This is a genomic window from Brucella sp. 22210, from assembly GCF_052045675.1.
Taxonomy (GTDB): Bacteria; Pseudomonadota; Alphaproteobacteria; order Rhizobiales; family Rhizobiaceae; genus Brucella.
This window is the reverse complement of the sequence record NZ_JBQEPD010000017.1, coordinates 44901-57294: the sequence shown is the minus strand read 5'-3', so window position 1 is coordinate 57294 and position 12394 is coordinate 44901. Positions and strand designations below refer to the sequence as shown.

The following is a 12394-nucleotide window of genomic DNA, read 5'->3' as shown; positions in this document are numbered from 1 at the left end:
TCTTGATTTAGCTTGGTAGGACACAGATTGAACAGCAAGGCTTAGAAGCGAAGTGCCAATCCCAGGATCGGCCCCTGCTGAACAACATCGAACACAAAATCGTCATGGTCATAATCGACGCCGAGGGCACGATAGCCAGCAACAGCAGAAATATTCTCGTTAAACTGGTAGCCAATACCGGCTGCAACATCCCAATCGAGCTTCGCCTGACCTGCTCCAATCAAGCCCCAGCCACTCAGATACACATTGTCCGACAGAAAATAACGGCCTCGGAAACCTGCCATGCCATCGACCCAGGTCGCGCTGTCGCTGCGTTCGACACCATCAAGCAACCCGCCAGAAAAGCTGAGTTCCGTTTTTGCGTACCAGATACGGGCACCGGCAACAGCATCGAAATTGCTTTTTCCATCTGTGAATATGGAGTATCCCGCGCCGAAAAGGCCCGTGAAGGTTTGCGATGTTAGGCTGACATCGCGCGCGAAGAAACCCCGTGGGGTTCCCGAATCCGTTGTGGTCTTCGTATAGATAATATCGCCAAAAAAGCTGTAACGATCATTCCGCGCTTCCGCGACACCCATGAAGGAAAAATCGAGATCGTTGAGGATATCGCCGAATTCAGACTTGAGATGAACTGCCGGTAATCCGAATTGGCCGACATCCCCGGAAATCCCGGCTGCCCAGAAATAGGGGCTCGCTGCAAAACGCCATTCGGAATTCTCGACCGGTTTTGCTTCCGGGACAATGACCGGAAGAACCGCGTCAGCCGCGTGTGCTACAGATATTCCTGCCCCCAGAAGAAGGAGAGGGAAAGCAAACTTGCCGATCATATTCATCACTCGACCTTAGGATTTGAGTTGTGTCGATAAGTCGTCAAAACGCCCTGCAATAAGCGGATTTTGAGAGCTATTTTGGAAACAGGAAGGTCAGGGTCGTGCGCAGCCCCCAATCCGGACCACCACTTGGGGCTTCCGCGTAATATCGGCCACCGACCTGGAAACTCATCGCCTGTGAGCCGACCTGAAATACTTGCGTAACACCGAAGTTGACAGGCACAGTCCATTGGGAAGCCTCCCAATCATAGGTTGAATCCACGCTGACCGAGGCTGACGTACCATGACCAAAATTATAGGACACGAAAGGCTGCAACAAACTAACACTGACTTCTTGCCTGTCACCATCACCGGCAACCGACCAGATATGATTGGCAAGACCACCGACCGTCCATTTATCCTGCTGGACGAGCGCAACGGCTGTTGGCCCCAGCCCGAATTTCCCGGTACCCAGATAGTCGTCTGTGGCTGTGGGCAGAAGGAAAACAGGACCAGCCCCCCAAATCAGACCATTCGCGGGCTCTTTCGGTGAAAAGAAGAAACTGGCATTAATATCGCCGAGCCCGGTTACACTCCCGCCCGGCATATAATCTCTATAAGCGATTGGGATAATCGTACGCGTTATCAGATTCCAGTCTTCATTCACGCTAAACGGAATTACGGGTTGAACATTCAGTGTGAAGGCAAAACCATCGCGCTTGGCGCCAGCCTTGAAATCGTAGTTGCCTTGAAGCGGCACGCTGATCAGATTGGCAAGCGGGTTGGCCAGTTTCTGCGAAAGATCATCAGCAGAAGACTGCGCCTCACTTGTGGCTGTACTCGCCATGAAAGCTGCCAAAATTGTCGCACTCATTACCGCGGCTTTGCCAGCCACCACACCCCGAATCTTGTCCGTCATTCCCCAACCTTCGACAGCGACACTCTCTTGCTGCTCACGTCCCGTTGCAGCAAGAATATTATGCATGCTTTCAAAAGAGAGACTGTCCGAATCCGGACAATTCATTGGTCGTTTATTAAATCTACATATATTTCTTGCTTATAATTTCTTAATATAGATAAGCTGAAAAGCAGAACGGATCTTTCAACCAGTTCCATAGAAACATATGCAAGAAGTGACACGTGAATACGCCGAGCAGGTGATGAGCGCCAATGGCTGGCTTTCTTACATGCCTGAACCCTTCAGGCGGGAAATTTTCGAAAAAGCCGTGGTCATCAGCTACGAGCCCGGACAAGCCATTTTTAGGGTGGGAGACCCTCTTGGCGGAATGTACGGTCTTGTGGCAGGCAGTGTCTCCATCAATACAGCCTCGGACAGCGCGACGCCCCGTCTCGTTCACCTCGGTGTTGCAGGAGCCTGGACGGGTGAAGGTCCTTTTTTGACGGGGCAACCAAGACGCGCAGAATTGCGGGCGTTGAGTGCTGCCTGGATGATGCATATCCCGTTGGAAGCAATGGAACAGATGGCCAGGAAGGATTCGGCCTTTATTCGCGCTGTGTGCGTTAACACCGTTTTGACGGTCGACGTTCTGGTGCGCATTGTACACGACCTGCAAAAGCGTAATGCATCGCGCCGTATCGCCTCCGTTATTCACCGAACTGCATGGCTTGGAAATGAGTCTATTCCGCTGTCCCAACATGATCTAGGCATCATGGCAAATGCATCGAGGCAACAGGTCAACGCAACGCTCAACAAGTTTTCCAAAAACGGCTGGATTGAATATAATTACAGAAATATCTTTATCAAGAATGCAAAAGAAATATCCAATCACGCGGAACAAGAGGATTAAACTAGAAATAATTCTCTCTTTAATTTGGATACTTCACGGTAAATCTACCTCATGCACATCATGCCGCGGTTACCCTTACTTTGCTCAGTAGCCGCCTTCGTAGCGGGACAATCGCTGTTTCTTCTCGTAATGCCACCACTCGCGCGAAGTTTGGGCTTCACCGATCTCCAGGCTGGCTTGATCGTGAGTCTGTCAGCTCTGCTATTGATGATATCAGCGCCTTTTTGGGGGCATTTGAGCGACCGACTGGGACGACGGCCTGTTCTTAGTCTCGCCATTGGAGTAAGCGCGATAGCTCTTGCCGCCATTGCTTGTGTCATTCACTTACGCCTGAGCGGTATGTTTTCAGTCGGCGTTGCGTTGATCTCAATTGCCGGATTTCGGGGCTTACAGGTTTTGCTGGTGGGCGGAATGTTTCCCGCAGCCCAAGGTTATATTGCTGATACGACCGAACGCTCGGATCGAACCAGAGCAATGGGGTTGCTTGGGGCCACGACGGGACTAGGTGGCGTTGCCGGCGCGGCCGTTACATTTGGTGTGGCTCCCAACCACCCTGCAACAGCGTTCGGATTTGTGGCACTAGTGCTGACGTGTGCATTAGTTGCAGTCAATAAAATCGACGTTTTCAAAGTTCAACACATTAAAAACCCCGAGAACACGGAAAACCTTGGCAAAGCATTCAATATATCTTGGCCATATATGGCCATCACGATGGTATCGTTCGCAGGATATAGCATTCTTCAACAGGTAACAGCCATCAGAATGCAAGACACCTTGGGATTCACTGTTGATGTCTCAATCGCAAGATCGGGCGCAGGATTTCTCTGTACTGCAATTGTGATGGTTTTAACACAAATAGTCTTGTTGCGTTTTCTGACTTTAAAACCATCAACCCTACTGGCAGCAGGCGCGCTGATTTCCATTATATCCGTCCTATTAAATATCTCAGCCACCAGTTACGGCATAATTTTTTGTTCATTGCACATCCTGGGCATCGGTTTGGGTCTGATGTTACCAGGGAATATGGCAGGGCTCAGCTTGGACAATGCCCCCGGCACGGAGGGAAAAGCGGCTGGCCTTAATATTTTAGCTCAAGGTATTGGGAGACAATAGGCCCAGTTCTTGCTTCATACTCTTATGGTATCTCTCGGCTACAACCCTTCAAAATCAGCTGTTTTCTCTTCATTTTAGCACTCGGCGTAGCGCTTTATTTGAACCGCCGATCGAAACAAAGACATAGATGACGGTTTTTGCCTTCGCCTGATGCTCAGCGGAAGCCCCCTCTACGCCTTGACTAGGGATAAACCGCTGCCCGTGCCAGAGGTAGATGTGCTGATTGCCAGTCAAGAAGCTAGTTAGATGGGACGCATTTGGATACTTTATAAAACCTAACGCTTCACTCTAATAAGACGGGATCTGAAGTCAGTTTAAAACCTACTCAAAAAAAATTGGCAAACAATCTTACGATGCTACAGGGTTTGTTATGGCAATCTAAAATGATCATCAATGAAGCGACGATCTCGAGTATCTTTATGCCAGCCTATTGCCCTTCGATAGCTACCGAAAAGGTGGTTTTCGCGTAACTCCTCCGCACGCAGGCTATGTATGTTTTCCGCGTCTGGATCGACGTAAAGCGCATCCACAGGGCAATAAAGTTCGCACATGAAGCACGTCTGGCAAGAACTCTGGCGGGAAATTTTCGGGGGCCCTTCAGGCATTGCTTCGAAAACATTGGTCGGACACACCTGAACACAGAGATTGCAGCTTGTGCAGATGTCGTTATCGAGAACTTCGATCATTATTGTGCAGCCTCTCCATAAACGCCCGGGTCGATTTGTTCTGGTCTTATAGTGATCGTGTCGAGGCCACTTACTACAAGCCGGTGATGCTGACCCGGGTCTTGTCGAGGAAAATCGTCCCGCCGGTGCATGCCGCGTGTTTCCGTGCGCGACAGGGCCGCGCGATACATGAAACGGGCCGTTGCCAGCATTGCTTGCGCCTCTCGCAACCGGAAGGCCCGGTTATCGTCAACAACCGTTGGCGAGCAAATGAGCCGCCATAAACAGTCGAGCCGGTCAAGCGACTGCGCAAGTGCCGCATGAGTACGAAAATAATTGACGGCGAGAGGAAATACCTCGTTCTGAATGGACTTTATGAGGATTTCAGGATCGACGGTTGCGGAAATTTGACCGTCCGATGCGGTGGGATTTGTCACCGGTACTGCCTGAAAATCAGCCCTGCCTCGCGCGAAAGCAGCCGCAGCAGCACCTGCAAACGCGCCCGTCGCAATGGCCCAGGCAGCGTTATGGCTTCCGCCACCGGTAAACCCGCCGCAGATCGGTTCACGCGTGGCGTTGTCACCGGCTGCGTACAAACCGGCTACATTGGTTGCACAATCGCGCCCCGTCAGACGCAAGCCGCCGGTGCCCCGAACCGTCCCTTCCAAACGCAGTTTGACCTCGAATAACTCCGTGAAGGGATCTATGCCACGACGGTCGAACGGTACGAAGAAATTGGGCTGAGCGCGCCGGAGGATCGTTTTGACATCGTTGCTTTCGGCGAGGTCGAGTCTCGCGAAGACGGGTTCCGATAACAAGACACGGGCAATGATCGAACGTCCGCGGGCAGAGCCTGCCCCCTCAATTAGGCTGCCGTCCTTTCGATAGAACTGCGCAAAGCGGTAGAGCGCGGTTTTGGTGATCGAAGCGAAAGCCGGAGAAATTGCATAGGCGGATGAAAACTCCATGCCGGAAAGTTCGGCTCCGGCTTCCGCACCCATCAGATAACCGTCGCCGGTGAGCACGTCGCAACCCAGAGCCTTGCTCATAAACGCACAGCCGCCTGCCGCCAGTACAACCGCGCCCGCGATTACCTGCCAATGACCGCCTTCCTGTCGCCGCAGCCCGTGAGCTCCGATGACCCTCTTTCCATCCATTAGCAATTGAGTTGCGGGGTGATGATCAAGGATGGTAACCCCCGCATTTCGCACGCGACGGCGCATCAGGCGCATATACTCCGGTCCCTGGACGGAGATGCGCTGCTGTTCGCCCTTGTCGTCGCGGGGAAAAGGATAACCCCAGTCCGCGAGCCGATTGACGCTTTCGAATGTCTTATCGAGGACCGGCCCCATCCACGACCGTTCGGAGAGATAGCCTCCCATCGCTTCACGGCTCGCCATCGCGGCTTCCCGCTCGTCGGGATCCGGACGAACGTACCATATCTGTGTGCCAGCCGAGGCAGTGGCACCCGAGCTTCCGCAATAGCCCTTGTCAACCAGAACTACCCTTGCCCCTGACGCCACGGCTTCAAGAGCTGCCCAACATCCTGCCGGGCCGCCGCCAATTATGAGAACATCGCAGGCAAGCTCGCTCTCGGTCGAAACGAGAGCCGACGCTTTCCCAGAAGCAGGACTCATGACAGTATTCCTTTCATGGAAGAAATCCGGTTGCACATTAAATCCATGTAATGCATAGATTTTTCTGCGTTTATCCTTGGAGCTTGCCGATGACTTTTGCCAGCCTTGCCATGTACATCAATCCGCCACCGGTGAAAGAGGCGACGAGGCTGTTCTGGATGGCATTGAGTGAACGTCTTCGTTCCGCAGGCATGGAAGCACCGGCCACATTGGACGACGATATTCCTTTTAATGAGGCCTGGCTCAGGCCTGACCTGATCTTTGCGCAGACTTGCGGTTACCCCTATGTCCAGGACTTGCGCGGCAAAGTGCGGCTTGTCGCAACACCGGTCTATGGTCTTCCTGGTTGCGATGGGCCGATCAAGTGCAGTTTCATTATTGTGAATGCGCAATCGTCTGCAACGTCGATAGAGGATTTTCGTGGTGGACGCGCGGCCATCAACGATCCGGGAAGCAACTCCGGCTATAATCTGTTCCGCCACTTCATCGCACCGCACGCGATCAACGGACGTTTCTTTTCCTCCATCGTGGAAACCGGCGGGCATTGGTCGAGTATTGAAGCGGTGGCAAGCGGCAAGGTCGATGTTGCGTGCGTCGACTGCATCACCTTTGGAAATATTTTGCGCTTCGACCCTGACCATGTGGCCGGCGTTCGCATTCTGGCAGAGACTGTGAAGGGGCCGGGTCTGCCGTTTATCACTTCCATGTCCACTACGGCGCGGGAATTGGAAATCCTGCGTGCGGCCCTGACGGAAATCACGCTTGATCCGAAACTGGGCGATGTCTGCGATACGCTCTCGCTGCGTGGTGTTCGTTTTCTGGACGACGCCGATTACGAGGCTCTTGCGGAACTGGACCGGGAGGCAGTACGCCATGGTTATCCCACCCTCGCCTGAGAAACCATAGCGGGATAAGCCGCGATTGGAAAATGGCAAGCCACGCTGCGCGCATCTGCTCCCGTCTTCAGGACCGGAGCTTCATTTTCGCATTTTTGCCGGGCAACTGGGCAGCGTTTATGGAACCGGCATCCAGATGGTGGATTGATGGGGCTCGGCAATTCGCCGGAAAGGACCACGCGCTCGCGCCTGCGGCTGGTATCAAGCGTGAGGTTGGCAGATAGCAATGCCTGTGTGTAGGGATGTGCCGGATTTCGAAACAGTGCCGCGGTCGGTCCGCTTTCAACGATCTGACCGAGATACATCACGGCGACACGATCGGTAACACGACCGACAACGTTGAGATTGTGGGAGATGAGCAGATAACTCAACCCCAGATGGTCGCGCAGCGTTCTCAGGAGGTTCAGGAGTTCGCCTTGTACCGAAATGTCTAAACCTGCTGTCGGCTCGTCAGCGACGATGACAGTCGGGTCGGCAGCAAGCGCTCGCATGAGTGCCACACGCCGGGCCTGTCCACCACTGAGCTGATGCGGGTAGCGCGTAAAAAGCTGTTCACCGAGCCCGATAGTTTTTCCAAGCGCAAGGATACGCGCCCAGTTTTCGGGCGTATTGGCCCGTCGAATTTTCAGGGGTTCCGCCAAAAGCGAGCGCACGGTCATACGGGGAGAAAGCGATGCGGCGGGATCCTGAAACAAAAGCTGAATCTTGCGTTGTTGTACCAAGCGGCTTTGGCCTGAACGGTCGTGCAGAATTTCGCCTTCGACCGACACACTACCACCGGCCAGCGGTTGCAATCCGACGAGCGCACGTGCAACGGAAGACTTGCCACAACCACTTTCGCCAACCAAACCCAGCGTTTCGCCACGTTGCAATTCAAGTGAGATGCAGTCGACTGCGACAAGACGATCATAGCGGACGACAATATCTTTGAGCGACATAACCGGAGCCGTCATCGTGCCGCCTCCAGCCAGCACGTATAATTCTGTCCATTGCCGCCTTGCCGCTTCGGTGGCTTTTGTCTGCAAATGTCGTGGCGCAAGGGGCATCGGCTGGCAAAGATGCAGCCTTCGGGACGGTTGGACAGGTCGGGAACACTTCCGGGAATGGTTGTCAGATTCTGCGAAGGATCAAACCCCGCGTAAGGATCGATTTCGCAGGCGAGCAGTGCTCGCGTATAAGGGTGGTGCGGTCGATGCAGCACCGCACTTACCGGACCACTTTCGACGATTGTTCCGGCATACATGACGATGACGGTGTCGCAGAGTTCGGCGATCAAACCCATGCTATGGCTCACCACCAACATCGAGGCCGATGTGCGCTGCCTCAGGCGACGCAAAATCTCGACCACCTGTGCCTCGATAGTGGCATCAAGCGCCGTGGTCGGCTCGTCTGCAATCAGAAGCTTTGGCTCGATCAGCAGCGCCATCGCAATCACCACGCGCTGACGCATACCGCCGGAAAATTCATGCGGATAACGCCGCATGCGAAGCGCTGCATCCGGAACGCCAACATCGGCAAGCATGGCTTCTGCACGTTGCCAAAGACCCTCTCGACTTTCTTTTGGAAATCGGCGTCGCTGGATATCGACGAGCTGGGTTCCGATCATGAACATCGGATTGAGTGCAGACATCGGGTCCTGAAAAATCATGGCTATATCGGTACCGCGTCGGGCTGCCGTATCTTTCGCGATAAAATTGGTTTCACGGCCATCGAAAATGGCGCGCCGCAGGGAAATCTCGGCATTTGCGGCAAGCAGACCGAGCATGGCGCAGGCGACAGTCGATTTACCGCTGCCGCTTTCTCCGACGAGACCGACGGATTGCCCATGCCGGATTTCAATATCGACGTCGTCAAGGACATGCGTCCTGTGACCGTCCGCGCGATATGATACGTTCAGGGACTCTATATTGAGTAGAGTTTCGGTCACAGTTCTCTCCTCAGTTTTGGATCGAGCGTGTCGCGTAAAGCCTCGCCCAGAAGAGCGAAGCCGAGTGTAGCCGCGATCAGGGCAAGACCCGAAAAAGTGGCGAGCCAAATGGATTGGTCGAGATAGGTATAGCCGTCGTTCAGCAGATTGCCCCAACTTGCTAAAGGTGGGCGAACGCCGAGACCGAGAAAGCTCAATCCCGCTTCGATGGTGATGACGACGGGGATGTCCATGCAGGCCAATACGAATATTGGCCCAATGATATTGGGCGTGACATGGTGCAGGATCAGTCGCCAAGTTTCGGCACCCAACACCTTTTCCGCCTCGATGAACGGACTGTTGCGAATGGCAATGGTCTGCGCACGCGCGACGCGTCCGAAATGCGGAATAAAGACGATACTGACAAGCAATACGACGTTACCAAGCCCTGGCCCGAACACGGCAACCAATGCCAGTGCGAGAATGACGCTGGGAAAAGAGGTGACAATGTCAAAGACACCGACAATGAAAAGATCAACTGCCCGTGGCGAAAGGGCTGCGACCACTCCCAACGAAACACCCGCGCTCAAGGAAATAGTGATAACCGAGAGCGAAATACCAAGCGCCACCCGTGCGCCATAAATCAGGCGGCTCAATATATCGCGACCGAGATGATCGGTTCCCAGAATATGTTGCAGAGACGGGTCCGCAAACCGATTTCCGGGCGCAATGGTGTTAGGATTGTAGGGTGCAATCAGTGGCGCAGCGATTGCAATCACACATAGCAGCATGACGGCAAAAAGTGCAAAACTGCCGCCAGGCCGGCGCGATAGATTGATGATCGTGGTCATGTCATTGGCTCCGCCCGGACGTAAACCGTGCGCGCTCCCGCGGGTCGATCAGGCTCTGGACGAGTTCGGCGACGAGATTGGTCGCTACATACAGAAGCACGATGACAAAAACGCCCCCTTGAACAACCGGATAATTGCGGGTGCGAATGGCATCGTAAATGAGAGACCCCAAGCCTGGCCGATTGAAAATCACTTCCGCAAATACGGCGCCTCCCATTAATTCACCAAAACCCATGCCGAGAACCGCAACCGTGGGCAAAATGGCCGGTTTGAGGGCGTATTTCGTCAGGATTATCGCTTCGTTTACGCCATAAGCACGGAGTGTTCTGATATGGCTTTCGCTGAGCACTTCAAGCAGTGAAGAGCGCAACAGCCGCGCAATATAGCCGATCCAACCGACGGCAAGTGCTGCGGTTGGCAGCACCAGATGCCAGAACTGATCTCTGAGATTACCGGTTTCGCCCGCACCCAAGACCGGAAACCAGCGAAGTGTCACCGAGAACACCATCAACAGGAAGACGGAGACCACAAAACTGGGCGTCGAGATAAATCCGACGCTCAAAAAAGCGACACAACGATCCAGCCTGCCACCCGGCCAGCAAGCCGAAAGAAGCGCCAACGGCACCCCAAAAACGATCGCACAAAGCATGGCGGAAACAGCAAGAGCGACAGTATTGGGCAGTGCACCGGCAACTAGTGCCAACACCGATTGGCCATTGAAAACATCTTCGCCAAGATCGCCACTCAATAGCCGTGCGAAGAAACTCAGAACCTGCTCGATCAATGGCTTATCGAGGCCGATGCGTGAATTGAGAGCGGCAATGGCCTCCGGTGTTGCGCGCGAACCAAGAATGACTGTCGCCGGATCTCCCGGGATAAGACGTGTCAGGGCGGTCAACAATACGACGGAACCGACAACGGCGAGAAGTGCCGTTGCCACTTTGAATGCAAGATGGGTGTGGAGAGACATGCCTTTCATCGAGGCATATCCCCGGGATACATCACAACAGCAGTCACGTTCTCAGGCCGTTGTTTCCGAGAAAGCCGTATAGAGCCAGTTGTTACCATTCGGCAATACACCGGGTTTCAACCAATTTCGCGAGGCAAAAGCATTGAGGTTATGCGTAATCCAGATAAAAGCAGCGGATTCATCGAGTAGTTTTTGCGCTTCGATATAGATTTTTTCCCGCTCTGCCGGGTCGACCGTCACGCTGCCTTTCGCGTGCAAGGCATCAAAATCCGGATTCTTCCAGCGCTGCCAGTTCCATTGGCCGACTTGATCCGAGGTGAACCATTGGGTCTGAAAACCGGGATCGAACTTTCCGTTGAACTTGATCAACGACAATTCGAGGTCCTTGCTGGCGTCATTGTTGCCAAGGGCCCAATAGGCTGCAGATTCCAGTGCTTCGATCTCCACTTCAATACCAACCTCGGCAAGGTTGGCCTGAATGATCTGGGCAATCGCTTCATAGCGCGCATTGGCTTCAATCGTCAGCTTCGTCTTGAACCCGGTGGATTGACCCGTTTCAGCTAGCAACGCCTGTGCTTTCTCCAAATCGCGCTTGTAGACCGGCGCGTCTTTCCAGTAGCCTAGCAAACCAGGTGCCAACAGGGCGTTGGCGCGCGGATAAATTCCGGAATATGCGCCTTGCAATATCGCTTCGATATCGACCGCATAACGCAGGGCCTGCCGCACACGCACATCGTTAAATGGAGGCTTTTCGATATTCGGACCGAACCAGACATAATCGATGGCCGGAATTTCCGTCACGCTGGCGTCCGGCAATGCAGCCAGCGGCTTGCCTTTTTCCGGGTCTATCGCGGTGAAGTCGATCTCGCCCGACTGGAAGGCGATTTCAGCCGTCTTCTGTTCTCCGATGGGCTTGCCGACAATCTGCTGGAAATGCGGTTTTATCGGACCTTTGTAATCAGGGTTGATTTCAAGAACGAACTGTTCACGCGGTTTCCACTCTTTCAAAACGTATGGGCCGCTACCGATCAACCTTGTTGCAACGTCTTTGCCCAGTTTCTCGTAAGCTTTTTTGGAAACGATGCGTCCGGAACCATCCGCAAGTGCGATCGTGTAGAGCGCCGGTGCCGGAGTTTTGAGAATAATGCGTCCTTCGAGCGGCCCCGTGACTTCAACACGGTCGAGAGCAGCCCAATCCTTGGCATATGTAACAGGCTTTCCTTCCGCATCGGGCCTGGTGAAACGCTCAAAAGAGAACTTCACGTCATCGGCGGTCAATTCACCGTAACCATCGGTGAAGACCAGACCGCTTTTGAGCTTAAAGCGAATTTCGGTGTCGCTGACCTGTTGAAGTTCTTCTGCTGCATCGAGTTCCCATTGCGTCGAACCCGGTTTGAAAGAGATCAGGCCTTGCTGCACAGACCAGATGACGTTCAAATCGACAGGGCCGGAACGGTTGGCGGGATCCAGGTTGGAGAGGTCTTTTTCGACGCGCACAACGATTTTCGAGCGATCCGTATTGGCGAAGGCCGGATGAACGCTACCAAGCGCGACAGCAGCAGCAAGAGATGCACTCCCGACCAATATTTGTCGGCGGGTTGGATCGAATGACATGAGGGCCCCTCCAGGATTAAGCCTTGGCCGACCTCGCGGCTGAAAGCTTCGCAAATAACTGGATTTATTAGAGCTTTTTATCCATAGAATTTATAGAATAATTATTTTTCGATACATCGCTTCGT

Annotated in this window: 12 protein-coding genes; 3 read left to right on the top strand and 9 right to left on the bottom strand. The window is 53.6% G+C overall.

Features of this window, described 5'->3' with window-relative positions; all coding sequences use genetic code 11:
- Window positions 1-41 precede the first annotated feature (41 nt).
- Window positions 42-827 carry a hypothetical protein gene (locus ACTJKP_RS18705; RefSeq protein WP_280992319.1) on the bottom strand — a complete coding sequence of 262 codons (786 nt, stop codon included), beginning with the start codon at window positions 825-827 and terminating at the stop codon, window positions 42-44.
- 76 nt (window positions 828-903) lie between these two features.
- Window positions 904-1683 carry a transporter gene (locus ACTJKP_RS18700; protein WP_440631766.1) on the bottom strand — a complete coding sequence of 260 codons (780 nt, stop codon included), beginning with the start codon at window positions 1681-1683 and terminating at the stop codon, window positions 904-906.
- Between the two features lie 250 nt (window positions 1684-1933).
- Here ACTJKP_RS18700 and ACTJKP_RS18695 point away from each other — a divergent pair, with 250 nt between their 5' ends.
- Complete coding sequence (locus ACTJKP_RS18695; RefSeq protein ID WP_280992321.1) at window positions 1934-2617, top strand: Crp/Fnr family transcriptional regulator; 684 nt, start codon at window positions 1934-1936, stop codon at window positions 2615-2617.
- A gap of 51 nt (window positions 2618-2668) precedes the next feature.
- Entirely contained in the window at window positions 2669-3730 is a 1062-nt protein-coding gene (locus ACTJKP_RS18690; protein WP_440631746.1) for an MFS transporter, read from the top strand.
- Between the two features lie 368 nt (window positions 3731-4098).
- Here the strand turns inward: ACTJKP_RS18690 and ACTJKP_RS18685 are convergent, their stop codons facing one another.
- On the bottom strand, window positions 4099-4416 hold the full coding sequence (locus ACTJKP_RS18685) for a 4Fe-4S dicluster domain-containing protein (protein WP_440631745.1): 318 nt from the start codon (window positions 4414-4416) through the stop codon (window positions 4099-4101).
- Window positions 4416-6032, bottom strand: coding sequence for an FAD-dependent oxidoreductase (locus tag ACTJKP_RS18680; protein ID WP_440631744.1), 1617 nt, complete (start codon window positions 6030-6032; stop codon window positions 4416-4418). The genes ACTJKP_RS18685 and ACTJKP_RS18680 overlap by 1 nt, the downstream gene beginning before the upstream one ends.
- An 89-nt stretch (window positions 6033-6121) precedes the next feature.
- On the opposite strand from ACTJKP_RS18680, the gene ACTJKP_RS18675 reads away from it, so the two are divergent.
- Window positions 6122-6928 (top strand): phosphate/phosphite/phosphonate ABC transporter substrate-binding protein, encoded by an 807-nt coding sequence (locus tag ACTJKP_RS18675; protein WP_440631743.1) that lies wholly within the window; start codon window positions 6122-6124, stop codon window positions 6926-6928.
- Here the strand turns inward: ACTJKP_RS18675 and ACTJKP_RS18670 are convergent.
- The 5 genes from ACTJKP_RS18670 to ACTJKP_RS18650 are packed head-to-tail and all read right to left on the bottom strand — an operon-like array spanning window position 6910 to window position 12269.
- Window positions 6910-7881, bottom strand: a complete 972-nt coding sequence (locus ACTJKP_RS18670; RefSeq protein WP_440631742.1) for an oligopeptide/dipeptide ABC transporter ATP-binding protein — start codon at window positions 7879-7881, stop codon at window positions 6910-6912. The genes ACTJKP_RS18675 and ACTJKP_RS18670 overlap by 19 nt on opposite strands.
- Window positions 7878-8855 carry an ABC transporter ATP-binding protein gene (locus ACTJKP_RS18665; protein WP_440631741.1) on the bottom strand — a complete coding sequence of 326 codons (978 nt, stop codon included), beginning with the start codon at window positions 8853-8855 and terminating at the stop codon, window positions 7878-7880. The genes ACTJKP_RS18670 and ACTJKP_RS18665 overlap by 4 nt, the downstream gene beginning before the upstream one ends.
- A complete protein-coding gene (locus ACTJKP_RS18660; protein ID WP_440631740.1) occupies window positions 8852-9685 on the bottom strand; it encodes an ABC transporter permease in 834 nt (277 codons plus the stop codon). The genes ACTJKP_RS18665 and ACTJKP_RS18660 overlap by 4 nt, the downstream gene beginning before the upstream one ends.
- Before the next feature lies 1 nt (window position 9686).
- Window positions 9687-10664 (bottom strand): ABC transporter permease, encoded by a 978-nt coding sequence (locus tag ACTJKP_RS18655; protein WP_440631739.1) that lies wholly within the window; start codon window positions 10662-10664, stop codon window positions 9687-9689.
- A 42-nt stretch (window positions 10665-10706) separates the two neighbouring features.
- Window positions 10707-12269, bottom strand: a complete 1563-nt coding sequence (locus ACTJKP_RS18650; protein ID WP_440631737.1) for an ABC transporter substrate-binding protein — start codon at window positions 12267-12269, stop codon at window positions 10707-10709.
- Window positions 12270-12394 lie beyond the last annotated feature (125 nt).